This window comes from Leifsonia sp. (assembly GCF_051955155.1).
In the GTDB taxonomy this organism is placed as follows: domain Bacteria; phylum Actinomycetota; class Actinomycetes; order Actinomycetales; family Microbacteriaceae; genus Leifsonia.
This window is the reverse complement of sequence record NZ_JBQCGZ010000094.1, coordinates 14,024-32,179: the sequence shown is the minus strand read 5'-3', so window position 1 is coordinate 32,179 and position 18,156 is coordinate 14,024. Positions and strand designations below refer to the sequence as shown.

Sequence of the window (18,156 nt, the reverse complement as noted above, 5' to 3'; positions counted from 1 at the left end):
ACACTGTTCACCTGAACGGTGTTCACTATAGTGGTGACGTGACGGGAATCGAAAGCGGCCGCAGGCACACCCGCGACGATGTCGCGCTGACCGCGCTGCGCATCCTCGACGACTACGGACTGCCCGACCTCACGATGCGCAGGCTGGCCGCGGCGCTCGACGTGCAGCCGAGCGCGCTGTACTGGCACTTCCCGAACAAGCAGACGCTGCTGGCCGACCTGGCCGACCGCATCGTCGCCGCCGCGCCCGCGCGGCCGGCGCCGGATCCCGCGCCTGGCGCCGGCGACTGGACCGCGGCCGTCCGGTCCGAGGCCGCCGCCCTGCGCGACGCCCTGCTCGCCTACCGCGACGGCGCCGAGGTCGTCGCCAGCACCCTCGCGCTCGGCCTCGGCTCGACGCTCGCGCACGACAGGCTCGCCGCGGCCGTCGTGTCCGGCGGCTTCGATGACGCTACGGCGCACCGCGCCGCGACCGTCCTGCTGCACTTCGTGCTCGGCCACGTCTCGCACGAGCAGCAGAGGATGCAGTACGACTCGATCGGCGTCCTGGCCGACCCCGCACCGACGCCCGAGGACGACGGCGACCCGGCGGCCGAGTTCGGCTTCGGCGTCGACCTGTTCGTCGGCGGACTGGAGCTCAGTCGCTCCCGAAGGTGACCTTCCAGCCGCCGACGGCGGTGGTGGCCAGGTTGAAGAGGGCCGCGAAGATCGCTCCGAGCGCCGACACCACGAAGACCTCGAGCAGCGCGACGACGAGGGTGAACGTCATCACGTTCGGGAAGGTCAGCCCGGCGACGAGCGAGGCACCCTGGTCGCCGGCGACGCTCTCCAGCAGGTCGCTCGCGGTCTTCACGATGCCGATGCGGTCGAGGGCCTCCCAGAACAGCAGCGCGAGCACGACCGTGATCACGGCGAGCACCAGGCTGACCAGGAACGACATCTTCAGCGCCGACCAGAAGTCGATGTAGACCAGGCGCATCGTCGCCCGCTTGGTCTGCTTCTTCTTCGCCGACATGCGGCCTCCCCGGATGGTGCTCGTGTACGTCCGTCGTGTCCGTATCCCCTCGCGCAAGTGTAGCGGCCCCGAGGGACGGCTCCCGCGCACGGCGATGGCGGCGAAACAAACCAATCGACCGGTTATCCGTGTATGCTGTACGGGCGGGGGACGCCCGACCGACGTCGTGACGCGAGCCGGCACTGCCGGCGCGGTCGATGGGGGGACGGCGGTCGGGCGTACTTCTCCGCGGGGCTCCGGCCCTACTCGGCGATCAGGTCCGCCAGGCCGCGCAGCGCCTCCAGCCGCTCCGGCCGCACGATCCCCGGCAGCAGCACGATCCAGAGCTCGCGCACGCGCTGCAGCAGGTCGGCGCGGCCGGTCAGCGTCTCCGACACGAGTTGCACGCCGGTGAAGGCGGGGGAGAGGAAGTGCGCGAGCATCCCAGGGTCGACCGTCGTGGCGACATCGCCCTCGTCGATCCCGCGCCGGAAGAGCTCCTCGCCCGTGCGGAACCAGTCCTCGTACGGCTGCGAGACCGGCTCCGCCGAGGTCGAGACGTCGGTGGTCAGCCGGATGCCCGCCTGCACGATGGGATCCTCCAGCAGCTGGTGCGCGAGGCTGCGGTTGAGCAGTACCATCGTCTCCAGCGCCGGCCTGCCCTCCGCGACGATCTCCGCGGACGCGGCCATCGTGCGCCGGTGCTGCTCCTCGATCACGGCACGCGCGAGCGCGTCCTTGGAGTCGAAGTGGAAGTACAGCGCGCCCTTCGTCATCCCCGCGGCCGAGGCGATGTCGGCGATCGATGCGAGGCCGTAGCCGCGCTCGCGGAAGACCGCCGCGGCGCCACGGACGATGGCGTCACGGGTGACGAGAGCGCGCGGCTGAGTGACCATGACGCCTACACGTTAACCCGCCGTTGCTCTGCGCGGGATGCGCGACTTCACCCGGGCGGCGTAGGTTTGCGGTATCCAGCATCCGAGCGAGGGGAGCACCCGTATGCCGACCGTGGCCGACACCATCGTGGAGATCATCAGGGATGCGGGGGTGAAACGCGTCTACGGCATCCCGGGCGACTCGCTCAACGGCTTCACGGATGCGTTGCGGCGCGCGGGCGACGTGACCTGGGAGCACGTGCGGCACGAGGAGGCCGCGGCGTTCGCTGCGGCCGCGGAGGCCGCCCTCACCGGTGAGCTCGCGGTGTGCGCCGGCAGCTGCGGGCCGGGTAACCTGCACCTGATCAACGGGCTGTTCGACGCGAACCGCAGCCGCGTCCCCGTGCTCGCGATCGCCGCGCAGATTCCGGGCGCCGAGATCGGCAGCACCTACTTCCAGGAGACGCACCCCCAGGACCTGTTCCGGGAGGCGTCCGTGTACAGCGAGATCGTGAGCATGCCGGAGCAGCTGCCGCGCATCCTCGAGATCGCCATGCGGACCGCGGTGGAGCGGCGCGGTGTCGCGGTCGTCGTCATCCCCGGCGAGATCTTCCTCGCCGACGCAGCAGGACGCCGCAAGTCCGCGCCCATCGCCTACGCGCCCCGGGTGACCCGGCCGAGCGACGCCGAGCTCGACGCGGCGGCGCAGATCCTGAACGGCGCGAAGAAGGTGACGATCCTGGCCGGTGCAGGCGCGGAGGGCGCGCACGGGCAGCTCATCGACATCGCCGGCGCGCTCAAGGCGCCGGTCGTGCACGCGCTGCGCGGCAAGGAGTTCGTCGAGTACGACAACCCGTACGACGTGGGCATGACCGGCCTGCTCGGCTTCTCGTCCGGCTACCGGGCGATGGAGAGCTGCGACGCGCTGCTGATGCTCGGCACCGACTTCCCGTACCAGCAGTTCTACCCGTCGAAGGCGAAGATCATCCAGGTCGACATCCGCGGCGAGAACCTGGGACGCAGGACGCCCGTCGACCTGGGCCTGGTCGGCAGCGTGAAGGACACGGTCGAGGCGCTGCTCCCGCGGCTGACGCAGCGGTCGGACAGCAAGCACCTGGACTCGTCGCGCTCGCACTACGCCAAGGCCCGCAAGAGCCTGGACGACCTGGCCGTCAACGACCGCAACCGCACGCCCATCCACCCGCAGTACGTCGCGCGGCTGATCAGCGAGCTGTCCTCGGAGGACGCGGTGTTCATCCCGGACGTCGGCTCGCCGGTGGTCTGGGCCGCGCGCTACCTGCGGATGAACGGCTCGCGCCGGCTGATCGGCTCGTTCAACCACGGCACGATGGCGAACGCGCTGCCGCAGGCGATCGGGGCGCAGACGGCGTTCCCGCAGCGGCAGGTGGTCGCGCTCGCCGGCGACGGCGGCCTCGCGATGCTGATGGGCGAGCTGCTGACCCTGGTGCAGAACAAGCTGCCGGTGAAGATCGTGGTGTTCAACAACTCGTCGCTGAACTTCGTCGAGGTCGAGATGAAGGCGGCGGGCTTCGTCACCTACGGCACGGGGCTCGAGAACCCGGACTTCGCGCGGGTCGCGCAGGCCGTCGGCATCCACGGCCAGCGGGTCGAGAAGCCGGACGAGCTGGAGAGCGCGCTGCGCACGGCGTTCGCGCACGACGGGCCGGCCCTGGTCGACGTGGTGACCGCGCGCCAGGAGCTCAGCATCCCGCCGGCGATCACCGCCAAGCAGGTCAGCGGCTTCACGCTCTACGCGTTGCGCACGATCATGTCCGGCCGCGGCGACGAGCTCATCGACCTCGCCGACACCAACGTCTTCCGCCGCCTCTTCGACTGACCCGCCGGCTCTCTCCACAGGCACCCGCCCGAGTACGCAGAAAGTGGGCCCGAAACGGCCGAGTACGCAGAGTATCTGCGTACTCGGCTAGTTGATGCAGACGGTGTCGGAGTAGTTGGTGGCGGGGCCGGAGGGGATCGGGGCCGGCTTGGGGGCGGTGGAGCCGCCGCCGGAGCCGGAGGAACCGCCCGAGGTGGACCCGCCTGCGGCGGGAGCGGCGGGCATGCGGCCGTCGTCGCCGAGCACGAGGGTCACGCCGCTGACCGACGAGGTCTCCTGCACGCCGGCCCCCGCCACGTAGGCGGCGACCGCCTTGGCCTGCGCCTCCTGGCCCTTCGGGTACTTGATGATCGTCGTGGTCTGGGTGTCCGCATCGCCCGGGGTGCCGGTCTTGAACCCGGCCGCCGCGAGCGTCTGGGTCGCCGCGGTCGCCGCGCCGTTCTGGCTGCCGCCGTTCAGCACCGTCACGGTCGTGTCGGCCGGCTTCGCCGCCTTCGCGTCGTCGTACGCGCTCGGCGTGCCCATCAGGCTCTGGATGAACGCGGGCATCGCCGCCGTGTCCACCTCGACGATCGAGAGGTCCTCGCCGTCCACCGTGATGGTCGGGGTGCCGCTGATCGGGATGGTCGCCGACTGGATCTTCCCGCCCGTGAGCCCCTGCATCTGCGCCGCCAGCTGCAGGAAGTTGAGGCCGGGGTCGGTCTCCAGCGACCCGCTGACCGCATCCAGGACGGCGGTGAGCTTGCCGGGGTTGAGCAGCGTCCCCGCGGATAGGAACTTGTGCGCCTCCACCGAGAGGAAGTACTGCTGCCGCACCACGCGGTCGAGGTCGCCGCGCGGCAGATCGTGCCGCTGCCGGACGAAGGAGAGCGCCTGCTTGGCGTCCAGCGTCGACACGCCCGCCGGGAACTTGGCGCCGGAGAACGGGTCGTCCACCGCGTTCTTCAGGCAGACCTGCACCGGCCCGAGCGCCTGCGCGATCGTGTAGAAGCCGAGCAGCGAGACGCGCACGTAGTGGTCGATCGTCAGCCCGGTCAGGTTCTGGACGGTCTGGATGAGCAGCTTCGCGCCGCTCGTCGGGTCGGTGCCGCCCCCGCCGAGCGAGAACGCGGCGTTGAGCTTGTTCATCCCGTGACCCGGCACCTCCACCCAGGAGTCGCGCGGCAGCGAGATGAGCGTCGCGGACTTCCCGTTCGCCGGGATGTGCAGCACCATCATCGTGTCGGTGTTCGTGCCGCCGCCGTCCTCGGTCGTGCTCAGCTGGTCGAGCTGCGCCTGGGTCGCGCCGTCCGGGCGGTGGTCGTCGCCGACGAGCAGGATGTTCTGGTCCTGGCCGTCGACGTCGTTCTTGGGCTTGTTCGCGTCGTCGATGACGTTGACGTGCGTCACGCCGCCGACGAAGCGGAAGTAGCTGTACGCGGCGTACCCGCCGAGGACGACGAGGAGCACGGCCAGCGCGCCGGCCGTCCACGCGATGATGCGCTTGGCGCGCTTGCGCTTGCGCGGGGGCCTGCCGCGGCGGCCGCGACCGCCGCGGCCGTCGTCGCCGCCGGAGCCGTCGTCGCCGCCTCCGCCGTAGCCATCATCGTCGCCACCGCCGTAACCGCCGTATCCGTCGCCATCGGACCCGCGCCCGCCGCCGGAGCCGCCGCGCCCGCCGCCGGAGCCGAGCCCGAACGGGTCGAAGCCATCCGGCCCGGCCACTCGTCCGCCCGCGGCCCCAGCCGCGCCTGCCGCCCCCGGCCGCCCGGAGGGCACGCCGGATGCCGGCCGCGTCGCCCGCACCGGGCGGCGCGGGTCGCCGGAGGGCACGCTGCCGAGCACGCGGGTGGGGGGCTCCTCGCGGTCGCGGGAGCCGTCGGCCCCGGAGTCGCCGGCGGCGGGGAAAGTCGGACGTCGCACAGCAGAACGCTAGAGGGCGGAGCCTGCGAAGCCCCTGGTTTCCCGCGGTGTTCCCGAGGAATCACCAGCTTTTCCGCGCCGTGCTCCCAGCGTCACCGGGATAACCGGCGCGCGCAGCCTGCGAGAACGCTCACGCGTCGGCCGCCGACGCGCCGGGCACGGCCTCGCGCTGCATCGCCTCGGTCATCCGCTGCGCGATCGCGAGCAGCTCGTCCTGCTGCTCCGGTGTGATCGCGTCGTAGAGGATGCGCCGGATGGTCTTGGTGTGCCCGGGGAGCGCGCGCACCACGACTCGTCGGCCGTCGCCGGTCAGCGCGATCCAGGTGGCCCGCCTGTCCTCGGCGCAGTCCTGGCGCTCGACCAGCCCGCGCGCCTCCATCCGCGTCACCTGGTGCGAGATCCGGCTCTTCTCCCAGCCGGTCAGCTCGACCAGGTCGCGCACCCGCAGCCGGCGGCCGGGGGAGCGGACGAGCGCCATCAGCACCTCCAGCTCGGAGATCGAGATGCCGTCGTCGCGCTGCAGCTGCGCGTCCAGCGTCCGGTCGAAGCCGCGCCGCATCAGGTAGAAGGCGTGAAAGAGCTCCTCCTCCTCGGCCGTCAGCTTGCGCGGGTCCGGCCGTGTGCGCGCGGTGGGCATACGCCATCCTCGCACGGTGCGCGCGGTCAGTGGGCGAGCTGCTCCAGGAACACCACGAGCACGCCGAGGGCGACGAGCGCAGCGAGTACGACGAGCTGCTTCCAGCCGGCGATCCCGGCCCTGGACACGGCGATCCTGGCCACCACGGCGAGGGACACGATGAGCGCGACGATCGCCACGATCATCGCCGTGCGCACCTGCACGATCCCGCCGAGCGCCAGCAGCAGCATGATCACCGGGACGACGAGGACGCCGAGCGCGCGGGAGGCGACGGCCAGCATGTGCCGGAACTCGCGCGCGGACGGCAGCGTGTTGTGGGCGATCATGTGCGCGACGAAGTCGGAGGCGAGGCCGGCGAGCAGCACGCCGATCACCGAGATGAGCAGCGTCCACAGCACCGTGCCCGGGTCCAGGTGCTCGCCGTGCGCGTTCATCGCCATCAGCACCGCCAGGGCGGTGAAGGTGACGTAGATGCGCTCGCGGAGCCGGTCGCCCGCCTCCCTGCGCTCCTCCTCGGTCGCGTCCGCTGGCAGTCGCCGGTCGTCAGACATGCCGCGAGCCTAGCGGCGCGGGCGCCGACATGTGGCGCAAATGTCGCTTCCCCGCCCGCGGCCAGCCGACATTTGGCGCAAATGTCGTTTCCGACCCGCGGCCAGCCGACATTTGGCGCAAATGTAGCTTCGCCCGAGCAGTCAGCCGAGATTTGGCGCAAACGTCGCGCTCGCGCGGCGGGAATAGCCGGATGGACGGCGGGGTTCGCGGAAGGTGACGCATCAACTATTCAGGAGGTTTCCCCTATGACCAGGATCGCGATCATCATCGGCAGCACCCGCCCGGGCCGCAACGGCGAGGCCGTCGCCCGCTGGGTGCTCGAGCACGCGCAGCAGCGCGACGGCGTCGAGTACGAGCTCGTCGACCTCGCCGACTGGAACCTGCCGCACCTCGACGAGCCGATGCCCGCCGCGGCCGGCCAGTACGCGAACGACCACACCAAGGCGTGGGCGGCGAAGATCGCCGAGTTCGACGGCTACCTGTTCGTCACCCCCGAGTACAACCACAGCACGTCCGGCGCGCTCAAGAACGCGATCGACTTCGTCGGGGCCGAGTGGTACAACAAGGCCGCCGGCTTCGTCAGCTACGGCGTCTTCGGCGGCGCCCGCGCCGTCGAGCACCTGCGCCTGGTGCTCTCGCAGCTGCAGGTCGCGACCGTGAGCGCCTTCGTCGGCCTGAGCCTCGCGCACGACTTCGAGAACTGGACGCTGAAGCCGGGCGCCGACAAGGCCGCCGGCCTCACGCCGCTGTTCGACCAGCTCGAGTCCTGGTCGGCCGCCCTCGCCACCGTTCGCCAGGGCGAGCAGGAGGAGGACGCCGCCGCCTGAGGCGGGTCCGCGCGGCCGGCGCTGCGCAGCCGAGCTCGGGGACCCCGGGCTCAGGTCTGGCAGACCGGGCAGAAGTAGCTGACCCGCTCCTCCAGCTCGGTCCTGCCGAGGCTGGAGGAGCGGATCAGCGTCCCGCAGCGTCGGCAGGGCTGCCCCGCGCGGCCGTACACCCAGGTGTTGCGGCCGCGGCGGGTGTCGCCGGTGGTGACCCGGATGCTCCGGTCCCGGTTCGCCACCAGCATCCGGCGGGCGAGGTCGACGGTCGCAGGGACGTCGGCCTCGCCCACCGGGCGCGTCGGCAGCATCCCGCGCACGAAGCACAGCTCGTTGGCGTAGACGTTGCCGACGCCGGCCAGGTTGTGCTGGTCGAGCAGGGCGACGGCGACCGGTGTCTCCGGGTGCGCCGACAGCCGGGCGACGGCCTCGGCGGCGTCCCAGTCCGGCCCGAGCAGGTCCGGTCCGAGGTGGCCGACCGCCTCGTCCTCGCGGTCGCGAGGCAGAACCTCCAGAACGCCGAGCAGGAAGCCGACGACGTCGTTCTCCTCGGTCCGCAGCACCGCCCGCGCCTGGTGGCCGGGATGCCGCCAGCGCCCGCCGCGCGGGTACACCTCCCACGATCCCTCCATCTTGAGGTGGCTGTGGATCGTCATGTCGCCCACGCGCATGAGCAGGTGCTTGCCGCGGCTGAGCACCTCGTCCACGGTCCGGCCGGACAGGTCGACCGTGGCGAACGCCGGGACCCGGAAGTCGGTGGCGATCAGCGTGCGCCCCTCCAGCACGGCGCGCAGCCGCTTGGCCGCCTGGTAGACGGTGTCGCCCTCAGGCACGGGATGCTCCGCTCACGACGCCGCCACGGTCCCTCCGCCGCACGCCGTCACCCCCGCAGCCGCAGCCCGCGTGGCGTCGGCAGGAAGCCTGCCTGGCCGAGCGCATCGCCGAGGGGGGTGCCGAGCACGAACGCGCCGTTGACGGTCTCCACGGCCAGCTTGTCCACGCGCCGGGCCGTCACCAGGCCGGCGAGCGCGCGGGATGCGGCGTCCAGAGCGGGCCGGGTCTCCTCGACCTGCTGGTCGGCGAAGCAGAGCAGGCTCTTGCCTCCCCGCTCGACGTAGAGGACGAGTTCGCCGTCCACGAGCACGACGAGCGCGCCCGCCTTGCGCCCGGGGCGGTGTCCCGTCCCGCCCTCGGTCCCGCCCTCGGCCTGCGGCACCGCCGGCCACGGCAGCGCGGCGCCGTACGCGTTCGCCGGGTCGGTCGCCGCCAGCGCGACGGCCTCGTACGGCCGCGGCTGGGTGTGGTCGCGCGCGAAGCCGCGCAGCCGGTCCACCGTTGGGCCGCTCGCGAACTGCGCCCCCCCGAGCGTCTCCACGAAGTAGCCGCGCCGCGCGCGCCCGGTCTCCTCGAACCCGCTGAGCACCTTGTAGGCGAGTGCGAAGCCGCCGGGCGTTCCCTCGTTCATGACCGAGCCGCGGGTGACGACGCCGTACCGGTCGAGCAGCGTCTCGGCCTGGCCGTGCGCGCGGACCGTGGAGTCGAGGTCGCGTTCCGGGAGCAGCGACCAGCGTCCTGCGACCGTCGGCGGGCCCATCCTGGTCACCATCGCCGACCGCGTCGCGACGCGTCCGCGGTACATGCGCGACCGCGTCGGCTGGCGCGGGCGCTTATGCGCGGCGGACCCGCTGCCGGTGAGCGTGCGCAGCGGGGCGAGCGTGTCGTTGGTCACGAGCCCCGCCCAGACCAGGTCCCACAGCGCGGTGACCAGCACGTCGTCGTCGATGGCCTGGCCGGCCTCGGCGCCGAGCGCGTCCGACAGCTGCCGGAAGAAGTAGCCGCCCCCGCGGGAGAGTGCGGACAGGATGCCGCGCTGCAGCTCGTCCGGCTCGTGCTCGGCCGGGGGAGCGAGGGTGAGCGGCGCGGCGTCCGCAAGGTGCAGGCTGATCCAGCCGTCGTTGCCCGGGAGGGTGCCGTCGCCCGCCCAGATCACCTCGCCGGTCGCGGTCAGCTCGTCGAGCATCGCGGGGCTGTAGTCGGCGACCCGGCTCGGCAGGACGAGCGACTCCCACGCGGAGGCCGGGATGCGCGCCCCGGCGAGCTGCTCGATCACGGACGCGACCGCGTCGACGCCGCGCAGGGTGGACCCGACGTGCTGCCAGTCCGGCAGGAAGCGCGCGAGGGTCGGCGTGTCGACCGGCTCGACCTCGTGGCGCAGCGCGGCGAGCGACATCCGCCGCAGCCGCCGCAGCACCTCGGCGTCGCTCCACTCGCTGCCGTGCGCGTGCGGGCGGAACTCGCCCTCGACCACGCGGCCGTCGTGCCCGAGCCTGCGCAGGGCATCGTGGACGATCGCGGGGCCGAGCCCGTAGCGGGCGGCGATGTCGGCGGTCTCGAAGGGACCGTGCGTGCGCGCGTAGCGGCTGACGAGGTCGCCGAGCGGGTCGTCGACGGGCTCGATGAACGCGACGGGCACGCCGATCGGCAGGGGCACGCCGAGCGCGTCGCGCAGCCGGGAGGCGTCCTCGATGGCGGCGTAGCGCTCGCTGCCCGCGATGGTCACCTGCAGCGCCCGCTTGCTGTCGACCAGCGCGGCGAGATGCGCCCGGGCGGTCGCGACGTCGGCGGCGGGGGTGCTGGGGGCGGGTGTGTCGGGATCGGCGTCGGCGCCGGCGCCCTGCCCCGCACCCTCGGCAGCACTCGCCGCGCTCCGAACGGCCGCGCCCGCATCCCCCTCGCCCTGCAGCCGCTCCGCGACCTCCTCCGCGCTCAGCGGCCCGAGCAGCCGGAGCAGGTCGGCGACCCCCTCCAGCCCGCGCACCCGGCGCTCCGGGTCGAGGCGCTGCAGCTGCCTCTCCACCCGCTCGATCACTGCGGGGTCGAGCAGCTCCCGCAGCTCCGCCCGGCCGAGCAGCTCCGCGAGCAGCCCGGCGTCGAGCGACAGCGCGGCGGCACGGCGTTCGGCGAGCGGGCTGTCGCCCTCGTACATGAACGCGGCGACGTAGCCGAACAGCAGCGACCGCGCGAACGGCGACGCCGACTCGGTGCTCGTCTCCACCAGCCGGATCCGGCGCTGCGCGATCTCCTGCGTCACGGCGTCCAGCGCCGGCAGGTCGTAGACGTCCTGCAGGCACTCGCGGACCGTCTCCAGGATGATCGGGAAGCTCGGGTACTTGCGGGCGACGTCCAGCAGCTGCGACGCCTTCTGCCGCTGCTGCCAGAGCGGCGACCGCTTGCCAGGGTTGTACTTCGGGAGCAGCAGCGCCCGCGCCGCGCACTCGCGGAACCGGGACGCGAACAGCGCGGACCCGCCGACCTCGAGCGTCACCAGCTCGTCCAGCTCCGCCGGCTCGAACACGAACAGCTCTCCGCCAGGCGGGGTGGATTCCGTGTCGGGAATGCGAACGATGATGCCGTCGTCCGCCGCCATCGCGCCCGCGTCGATCCCGTAGCGCTCGCGCACACGCGCCTGCACGGCCAGCGCCCACGGCGAGTGCACCTGCATGCCGTACGGGGAATGCAGCACGACGCGCCAGTCGCCCAGCTCGTCGCGGAACCGCTCCACCACGAGCGTGCGGTCGGTCGGGACGTGTCCCGTCGCCTCCTTCTGCTCGGTGAGGAACGCGAGCAGGTTCGTGGTCGCGTTCACGTCGAGTCCCGCCTCCACGCAGCGCAGCTCCGCATCGGCGGGGGATGCGGTGCTCAGCTCGCGCACGAACGCGCCGACCGCGCGGCCCAGCTCGGCCGGCCGGCCGATGCCGTCGCCCTTCCAGAACGGCAGCCGGCCCGGCTCCCCGAACGCCGGCGTGACCAGAACGCGGTCGTGCGTGATCTCCTGGATGCGCCAGCTCGTCGAGCCGAGCGCGAAGACGTCGCCGACGCGCGACTCGTAGACCATCTCCTCGTCGAGCTCGCCGACCCTGCTGGCCTTCTCTCCGACCATGTAGACGCCGAAGAGCCCGCGGTCGGGGATCGTCCCGCCGCTCGTGACGGCGAGGCGCTGCGCGCCCGGTCTCCCGGTGAGCGTCCCCGCGTCCCTGTCCCAGACGATGCGCGGCCGCAGCTCGGCGAACTCGTCGGACGGATAGCGCCCGGCGAGCAGGTCGAGGGTGGCGTCGTACGCGCTGCGCGGCAGGGTCGCGAAGGGCGCGCTGCGGCGCACGGTGTCGAACCACTCGTCCGCGTCGATCGGCTCCAGGGCGGTGGCGGCGACGGTCTGCTGGGCGAGGATGTCCAGCGGGTTCGCCGGGACCCGCAGCGTCTCGATCAGCCCGCCGACCATCCGCTCGGTGGCGACCGCCGAGTGGATGAGGTCGGCGCGGTGCTTGGGGAAGACGACGCCGCGGGACACCTCGCCGACCTGGTGGCCGGCCCGGCCGACGCGCTGCAGCCCGCTCGCCACCGACGGCGGCGCCTCCACCTGCACCACCAGGTCCACGGCGCCCATGTCGATGCCGAGTTCCAGGCTGGAGGTGGCGACGACGCAGCGCAGTCGTCCCGACTTGAGGTCGTCCTCGATCAGGGCGCGCTGCTCCTTGCTGACCGAGCCGTGGTGGGCACGGGCGAGCACGAGCGACTCCGCGTCGTCGGCGACCGCTTGCGAGCCGCGGGTCTGGCCGGAGCCGCCCATCAGCTCGGCGGGAGCGCGGCGGGCGGCTGCGGCGTCCGGCGCGTCCGCCTCGCCGCCGAGCACGCGCTCCTCGTAGATCTCGTTGAGCCGGGCGGTCATCCGTTCCGCGAGCCGCCGCGAGTTGGCGAACACGATGGAGGACCGGTGCTCGAGCACACGGTCGACGATCGCCTCCTCCACGTGCGGCCAGATCGAGCCGGCCTGCGGGGCGGAGCCGTCGTCGTTCCCGCTGGCGAACGTGGAGGTGCCGAGCTCGCTCATGTCCTCGACGGGGACGACGACGCGCAGGTCGAAGCGCTTGCCGGCCGGAGGTGCGACGACCTCGACGGGCGAGCGGCCGCCGAGGAAGCGCGCCACCTCTTCGGGCGGGCGGACGGTCGCGGACAGGCCGATGCGCTGGGCCGGCTTCTCGAGCAGCGCGTCCAGGCGCTCCAGCGACAGCGCGAGGTGCGCGCCGCGCTTGGTGGAGGCGACGGCGTGCACCTCGTCGACGATGACCGTCTGGACCGTGGCGAGCGTCTCGCGCGCCTGCGAGGTGAGCATCAGGAACAGCGACTCGGGGGTCGTGATCAGGATGTCGGGTGGGTTCGCAACGAGCGCCCGGCGGTCCGAGGACGGAGTGTCGCCCGAGCGGACGCCGACGCTCACGTGCGGGGGCTCCTGGCCGAGCCGCTTCGCGGTCTGGGTCACGCCGACGAGCGGCGCGCGCAGGTTGCGCTCGACGTCGACGCCGAGCGCCTTCAGCGGCGAGATGTAGAGGACGCGCGTGCCGGGCGTCGTTCGCTCCTCCGACGAGAGCCGATCGATCGCCCAGAGGAAGGAGGCGAGGGTCTTGCCGGAGCCGGTCGGCGCGATGACGAGCGCGTGCCTGCCCCGCGAGATCGCGTCCCACGCGCCCTCCTGGGCGGGCGTGGGCGCGGCGAACGCCCCGCGGAACCAGTCGCGGGTCGCGGGGGAGAACCGGTCGAGCACGTCGCTCATCCCTCTATCCTCCCCCCGCCCGCCGACCCTGCGGTTGGCCCCCCGATGCGCGGCTCCGCGCCCACTCCCCACCCACCCCCGAAGCGCCCCGCCGATTCGTCACGAATCGGCGCGATTCGTGACGAACGGCACGCATTCGTGACGAATCGCGGGAGGAACGGGCGCGGCGTCGGCCGTGCGGTCAGCGGGGCAGGTGCGCGCGGATGAAGGACGAGATGTCGCCGAGCTCCAGCGGCGAGATGCCGTGGCCGAGGCCCTCGTAGATGCGCGCATCCAGCGCGGAGTGCTCCGGCAGCCACTGCGCGGTCCGGTCGACCGAGACCGTCGGGATGGTGTCGTCGCCCGTGCCTCGGCCCCAGAACACCGGGACGCGCCGCTCGGCGAGGGCCGCATCCCCGTCGTGGCGGCCCTGCACGACGAAGCCGGACAGGTTCACGGCGTAGTCGAAGCGCTCGGGTGCGAGGCGCAGCAGCTGGAGGGCGAGGGCGCCGCCCTGCGAGAAGCCGAGCAGGCCGGTCGGCGCGGGCGGCTGGTCGTCGAGCCAGTCCAGCACGGCCTGCGCCGCGGCGTCGGCGTTGCCGGCGAGGGGGTCGCCCGGCACGTTGATGAAACGGGAGAACCACGCGAAGCCCGGACCCTCGGGGATGGGCGCGCGCAGAGAGGCGATCACCGGCTCGAGAGGAAGGTAGGCCGCGATCCCGAACAGGTCGGCCTCGTCCGATCCGTAGCCGTGCAGCAGGAGCAGGCGGGGCCGGTCGGTGCGGTCGCGCTCACCGGCGGACCAGAGGACGGCATCACGGTCGATATGGAGATCGGGGGCGGGGAACGGCACCCTCCATTGTGTGCCCGCCCCGGCTGTTCTCCACAGCCCCCGTGCGAGTGGCGCTTGTGCACAGATCTCCGCCCCCGTGTCGCGCGCGCGGACGCTTCCGTAGGATCGACCCATGAGCGTGCGCACTCCGGACCCGGACCCGACTCCCGACCTGCCTGGCGACGGCGTCCAACCCGGCCCCGCGTGGCTGAGCGACATCGAGCTGGAGCAGGTGCGACGGCGACTGCCCCTCCTCTACGTGGAGGCGGTGCCGGTGCGGGTGGACGGGCTCGGCCAGGTCTCCGAGGTCGGCGTGCTGCTGCGCGCGAACGCCGTCGGCGAGATCACCCGCACGCTGGTCTCGGGGCGCGTCATGTACGGCGAGACCCTGCGTGAGGCGCTGTTCCGGCACCTCGAGAAGGACCTCGGCCCGATGGCCTTCCCGCTGCTGCCGGCGAGCCCCGTCCCGTTCCAGGTCGCGGAGTACTTCCCGATGCCCGGCGTCTCCCCGTTCACCGACGAACGCCAGCACGCCGTCTCGCTCGCCTACGTCGTCCCGGTCACCGGCACCTGTGAGCCGCGCCAGGACGCCCTGGAGATCACCTGGATGACCCCCGACGAGGCCGTCTCGCCCACCGTCTGCGAGGAGCTCGAGGGCGGCCGCGGCGCCCTCGTCAAGGCCGCCATGGCCTCCGTCGGCCGCATCGCCTAGCCCGCCCCCTCCCGCCCCCTCCCGCCCCCTCCTTTCGCGAGGGGCAGGTTGTTGTCGTTTTCGCGCGCCACAAGCGACAACAACCTGCCCCTCACGAAAGAAGGGGTTGCGAGCGGAAGCTAATGAGGTTAGCTTTAGGGCTATGAACACTTCCATCGCCGAGCAGGTCCGGTACCTGCAGCGCCCCGAGGGACGCATCAGCTACACCGTCGAGGGCGCCGGCCCTCTCGTGGTCGCCGTCCCCGGGATGGGCGATCTCCGCTCCAGCTACCGCGAACTCGTCGGTCCCCTGCTGGAGGCCGGCTTCCGCGTCGCGGTCACCGACCTGCGGGCGCACGGCCAGTCCGACACCACCTTCCGCGTGTTCGGCGACATCGCCACCGGCCAGGACCTGATCGCGCTGATCGACGAGCTCGGCGGCCCCGCCGTCGTCCTCGGCAACTCGATGGGCGCGGCGTCCGCCGCCTGGGCGGCCGCCGAGCGTCCCGACGCCGTCGCCGGCCTCGTCCTGACCGGCCCGCTGCTGCGCGACCCAGCCCAGAGCCGGCTCACGGTCGCCGCGATGCACGGGATGTACCGCGTGCTGTTCGCGGGACCGTGGGGCGCCGCCGCGTGGGCGGGCTACTACCGTTCCGCCCTCAACCGCGGCCGGACCGCGCCGTGGCTGGGCGAGCACGTCGCCGCCCTGCGCGCCAACCTCTCCGAGCCGGGACGGCTGCGCTCGTTCCGCCACCTCACCCTGCAGCTCACCCACTCCGTCGTCGAGCCGCGGCTGCCCGAGGTGTCCGCCCCGATCCTCGCCTTCGTCGGCGACCTCGACCCGGACTTCACGGACCCCGCGGCCGAGGCGGAGTGGATCGCGTCACTCGGCGCGGAGGTCGTCCGCGTCCCGGAGTCCGGCCACTACCCGCACGCCCAGCGGCCGGACATCGTCGTGCCCGCGACGCTCGACTTCCTCCGCCGCTGGCGCGAGGACGGCTGGGCCGCGCGTGCCTAGGGCCGGGCTGACCAGGGCCGCCGTGACCGCCGTCGCCCTCGACCTGATCGACGAGGGCGGTGCCGGCGGGTTCGACAGGCTCACCCTCGCCGCCGTCGCCGCCCGGGCGGGCGTCGCCGTCCCGAGCCTCTACAAGCACGTCTCCTCGCTCGACGACCTGCGCCGCCTGGTCGCGACGGAGTCGGTGAACGAGCTCACCCGCGTCCTCGCCGCGGCGACCATCGGCCGCTCCGGTCCGGACGCCCTGCGCTCGGCCGCCGACGCGATCCGCGCCTACGCCGGACGGCATCCCGGCAGGTACGCGTCCATCCAGATCGCCCCCGATCTCTCGAACGACGCGGACGAGGAACTCGCCGAAGCCGGCGCCGCGACGATCGCGGTGCTCGCCGCGACGCTCCGCGGCTTCGGGCTGCCGGAGGATTCGATGGTGGACGCGATCAGGATGCTCCGCAGCGCCGTCCACGGCTTCGTCGTCCTGGAGCTGACCGGCGGCTTCGGCCTGCCGGACGACCTCGACCGCAGCTACCGGCTGCTGATCGACGGCATCATCGTGGGGATCGCTGGGCTCGAGGAGGTGGATGCGGCCTGAGGCTGCGGCGCGGCGGCCCGGCCGAGGGCGGTCAGCCGTGCGCGGGCAGCCGTGCGCGGTCAGCCTTGCGCGGTCAGCCTTGCGCGGTCAGCCGCGCGCGCGACGCGTGCCGCGGCCGCGGCTCGTTCCGGCGTTGACCAGGTCGCCGACGCGCATGCCGCCGGAGCGGCGCGGCGCCTCGGACGGGTGCTGACCGCCCTGGCCGCTGTGACCGCTGTGGCCGCCCTGCCCGCGCCGGCCGGAGCCGGACACGGTGTCCGCACCGCGGGACGCCTGGGCCGAACGGCGCTGGCCGTCGCGGGGAGCCGAGGACTGCGCCTCGCCGGAGCGGCCGGCGCCGTTCTGGCCCTGGCCGCCGCGGCCGCGACGGCGACGCCCGCCGCCGTTCGAGCCGGTCTCGCCGAGCGTCTCAGTTCGGCCGTCGCGCGTGCCCGACGTGGAGGCGGCCCCGCCGCGCCCGCCGCCGTTGCGTGCGCCGCCGGCACCGCCACCGTTGCGCGCGCCGCCGGCACCGCCGCCGCTGCGTCGGCCACCGCCGCCGCCGCCGCCGTTGCGTCCGCCATCGCCGCCCCCACCGGCCGGCCCGGCCGCCGGAGCGACCCGCGGCGCCGGCTCGCCGACGAGATCGACCACCGCGCTGGACGCCGCGGTCACCTTCTGCGGCGCGGCCGCGATCGCGGCTGCGCGCAGCAGCGCCTTCACGTCGCTGTGCTGCTCGGGAAGCATGACGGTTGCGACGTCTCCCGCGCTGCCCGCGCGGGCGGTGCGGCCGGAGCGGTGCAGGTACGCCTTGTGCTCCGCGGGCGGGTCGACGTGCACCACGAGCTCCACGTCGTCCACGTGCACGCCGCGCGCCGCGACGTCGGTCGCCACGAGCACGCGCACCGAGCCGTCGCCGAACGCCGCCAGGTTGCGGTCGCGGGCGCCCTGGCTGAGGTTGCCGTGCAGGTCGACGGCCGGGATGCCGGCCGAGGTCAGCTGCTTCGCGAGGCGCTTGGCCTGGTGCTTGGTGCGGGTGAACAGGATGCGGCGGCCGCGGCCGGAGGCGAGCGCGTGCACCAGGTGCTTCTTCTCGTCCTGGTCCGCCACCTCGAACACGTGGTGCGTCATCGCCTCGACGTGGCTGGTCGCCTCGTCGACGGAGTGTAGCACCTCGTTCGTGAGGAAGCGCTTGACGAGCTTGTCCACGCCGTTGTCGAGGGTCGCCGAGAACAGCAGGCGCTGGCCGTCGGCGGGGGTCTTGTCCAGGATGCGGGTCACGGTCGGCAGGAAGCCGAGGTCGGCCATGTGGTCGGCCTCGTCCAGCACGGTCATCTCGATCTGGTCGAGGGAGACGAAGCCCTGCTTCATGAGGTCGTCCAGGCGGCCGGGGCAGGCGACGACGATGTCCACGCCGCCCTGCAGAGCGGTCACCTGGCGGCTCTGCGAGACGCCGCCGAAGATGGTCGTCGTGCGCAGGCCGAGGGCCTCGGCGAGCGGCTTCAGGGTCGCGTCGATCTGGGTCGCCAGCTCGCGCGTCGGCGCGAGGACGAGGCCGCGCGGACGCCGGGCGACGCGGCGGGGACGGGAGCCGTCGGCGCGCCGGGCGCCGAGGCGGGCCGCGAGCGGCAGTGCGAACGCGATGGTCTTGCCGGAGCCGGTCTTCCCGCGTCCGAGCACGTCGCGTCCCGCGAGGGTGTCGGGGAGGGTGTCGGCCTGGATGGGGAACGGTTCGGTCTTGCCGTCGGCCGCTAGCGCGGCGACGAGAGGTGCTGGCACGCCGAGGTCGGCGAAGGTAGGGAGAGTCACAGGGTGCCTTTCG

Annotated in this window: 15 protein-coding genes; 6 read left to right on the top strand and 9 right to left on the bottom strand. The window is 73.1% G+C overall.

Annotation, left to right across the window (positions count from 1 at the left end; translation table 11 throughout):
* Window positions 1-38: 38 nt before the first annotated feature.
* A complete protein-coding gene (locus ACTHMF_RS10010; protein ID WP_440317300.1) occupies window positions 39-656 on the top strand; it encodes a TetR/AcrR family transcriptional regulator C-terminal domain-containing protein in 618 nt (205 codons plus the stop codon).
* Here ACTHMF_RS10010 and ACTHMF_RS10005 read toward each other — a convergent pair.
* A complete protein-coding gene (locus ACTHMF_RS10005; RefSeq protein WP_314149607.1) occupies window positions 637-1,014 on the bottom strand; it encodes a DUF3566 domain-containing protein in 378 nt (125 codons plus the stop codon). The genes ACTHMF_RS10010 and ACTHMF_RS10005 overlap by 20 nt on opposite strands.
* A 242-nt stretch (window positions 1,015-1,256) precedes the next feature.
* A complete protein-coding gene (locus ACTHMF_RS10000) occupies window positions 1,257-1,889 on the bottom strand; it encodes a ScbR family autoregulator-binding transcription factor (protein WP_440317299.1) in 633 nt (210 codons plus the stop codon).
* 103 nt (window positions 1,890-1,992) lie between these two features.
* Between ACTHMF_RS10000 and poxB the strand changes: the two genes are divergently transcribed.
* Window positions 1,993-3,726, top strand: coding sequence for a ubiquinone-dependent pyruvate dehydrogenase (gene poxB / locus ACTHMF_RS09995; protein ID WP_440317298.1), 1,734 nt, complete (start codon window positions 1,993-1,995; stop codon window positions 3,724-3,726).
* A gap of 87 nt (window positions 3,727-3,813) precedes the next feature.
* Here the strand turns inward: poxB and ACTHMF_RS09990 are convergent, their stop codons facing one another.
* The 3 genes from ACTHMF_RS09990 to ACTHMF_RS09980 form a co-directional block, all read right to left on the bottom strand.
* Window positions 3,814-5,628 (bottom strand): LCP family glycopolymer transferase, encoded by a 1,815-nt coding sequence (locus tag ACTHMF_RS09990; protein WP_440317297.1) that lies wholly within the window; start codon window positions 5,626-5,628, stop codon window positions 3,814-3,816.
* Window positions 5,629-5,758: 130 nt separating this feature from the next.
* Window positions 5,759-6,265 carry a MarR family winged helix-turn-helix transcriptional regulator gene (locus ACTHMF_RS09985; RefSeq protein ID WP_440317296.1) on the bottom strand — a complete coding sequence of 169 codons (507 nt, stop codon included), beginning with the start codon at window positions 6,263-6,265 and terminating at the stop codon, window positions 5,759-5,761.
* A gap of 26 nt (window positions 6,266-6,291) precedes the next feature.
* Window positions 6,292-6,816 (bottom strand): hypothetical protein, encoded by a 525-nt coding sequence (locus ACTHMF_RS09980; protein WP_314149298.1) that lies wholly within the window; start codon window positions 6,814-6,816, stop codon window positions 6,292-6,294.
* Between the two features lie 246 nt (window positions 6,817-7,062).
* Between ACTHMF_RS09980 and ACTHMF_RS09975 the strand changes: the two genes are divergently transcribed.
* Window positions 7,063-7,644, top strand: coding sequence for an NADPH-dependent FMN reductase (locus ACTHMF_RS09975; protein WP_314149299.1), 582 nt, complete (start codon window positions 7,063-7,065; stop codon window positions 7,642-7,644).
* 50 nt (window positions 7,645-7,694) lie between these two features.
* On the opposite strand, the gene ACTHMF_RS09970 is transcribed toward ACTHMF_RS09975, so the two are convergent.
* From ACTHMF_RS09970 to ACTHMF_RS09960, 3 genes are all read right to left on the bottom strand, one after another.
* A complete protein-coding gene (locus ACTHMF_RS09970) occupies window positions 7,695-8,471 on the bottom strand; it encodes a DNA-formamidopyrimidine glycosylase family protein (RefSeq protein WP_314149300.1) in 777 nt (258 codons plus the stop codon).
* Window positions 8,472-8,518: 47 nt separating this feature from the next.
* Window positions 8,519-13,246: a DNA glycosylase AlkZ-like family protein gene (locus ACTHMF_RS09965; RefSeq protein ID WP_440317295.1), complete on the bottom strand. Its 4,728-nt coding sequence runs from the start codon at window positions 13,244-13,246 to the stop codon at window positions 8,519-8,521.
* Window positions 13,247-13,427: 181 nt separating this feature from the next.
* Entirely contained in the window at window positions 13,428-14,078 is a 651-nt protein-coding gene (locus tag ACTHMF_RS09960; RefSeq protein ID WP_314149302.1) for an alpha/beta hydrolase, read from the bottom strand.
* 112 nt (window positions 14,079-14,190) lie between these two features.
* On the opposite strand from ACTHMF_RS09960, the gene ACTHMF_RS09955 reads away from it, so the two are divergent.
* The 3 genes from ACTHMF_RS09955 (at window position 14,191) to ACTHMF_RS09945 (ending at window position 16,355) form a co-directional block, all read left to right on the top strand.
* Window positions 14,191-14,769 carry an NUDIX hydrolase family protein gene (locus ACTHMF_RS09955; protein ID WP_440317294.1) on the top strand — a complete coding sequence of 193 codons (579 nt, stop codon included), beginning with the start codon at window positions 14,191-14,193 and terminating at the stop codon, window positions 14,767-14,769.
* Window positions 14,770-14,911: 142 nt separating this feature from the next.
* Window positions 14,912-15,766: an alpha/beta fold hydrolase gene (locus ACTHMF_RS09950; protein WP_440317293.1), complete on the top strand. Its 855-nt coding sequence runs from the start codon at window positions 14,912-14,914 to the stop codon at window positions 15,764-15,766.
* A 22-nt stretch (window positions 15,767-15,788) separates the two neighbouring features.
* Window positions 15,789-16,355 carry a TetR-like C-terminal domain-containing protein gene (locus ACTHMF_RS09945; RefSeq protein WP_440317292.1) on the top strand — a complete coding sequence of 189 codons (567 nt, stop codon included), beginning with the start codon at window positions 15,789-15,791 and terminating at the stop codon, window positions 16,353-16,355.
* 87 nt (window positions 16,356-16,442) lie between these two features.
* On the opposite strand, the gene ACTHMF_RS09940 is transcribed toward ACTHMF_RS09945, so the two are convergent.
* A complete protein-coding gene (locus ACTHMF_RS09940; protein WP_440317291.1) occupies window positions 16,443-18,143 on the bottom strand; it encodes a DEAD/DEAH box helicase in 1,701 nt (566 codons plus the stop codon).
* Window positions 18,144-18,156 lie beyond the last annotated feature (13 nt).

Excerpts from the sequence above, each read along its gene's own strand:
- ACTHMF_RS10000 (WP_440317299.1), bottom strand. The coding sequence starts at position 1,889 with ATGGTCACTCAGCCGCGCGCTCTCGTCACCCGTGACGCCATCGTCCGT.
- ACTHMF_RS09975 (WP_314149299.1), top strand. The coding sequence starts at position 7,063 with ATGACCAGGATCGCGATCATCATCGGCAGCACCCGCCCGGGCCGCAAC.
- poxB (WP_440317298.1), top strand. The coding sequence starts at position 1,993 with ATGCCGACCGTGGCCGACACCATCGTGGAGATCATCAGGGATGCGGGG.
- ACTHMF_RS09965 (WP_440317295.1), bottom strand. The coding sequence starts at position 13,246 with ATGAGCGACGTGCTCGACCGGTTCTCCCCCGCGACCCGCGACTGGTTC.
- ACTHMF_RS09985 (WP_440317296.1), bottom strand. The coding sequence starts at position 6,265 with ATGCCCACCGCGCGCACACGGCCGGACCCGCGCAAGCTGACGGCCGAG.
- ACTHMF_RS09950 (WP_440317293.1), top strand. The coding sequence starts at position 14,912 with ATGAACACTTCCATCGCCGAGCAGGTCCGGTACCTGCAGCGCCCCGAG.
- ACTHMF_RS09955 (WP_440317294.1), top strand. The coding sequence starts at position 14,191 with ATGAGCGTGCGCACTCCGGACCCGGACCCGACTCCCGACCTGCCTGGC.
- ACTHMF_RS09980 (WP_314149298.1), bottom strand. The coding sequence starts at position 6,816 with ATGTCTGACGACCGGCGACTGCCAGCGGACGCGACCGAGGAGGAGCGC.
- ACTHMF_RS10005 (WP_314149607.1), bottom strand. The coding sequence starts at position 1,014 with ATGTCGGCGAAGAAGAAGCAGACCAAGCGGGCGACGATGCGCCTGGTC.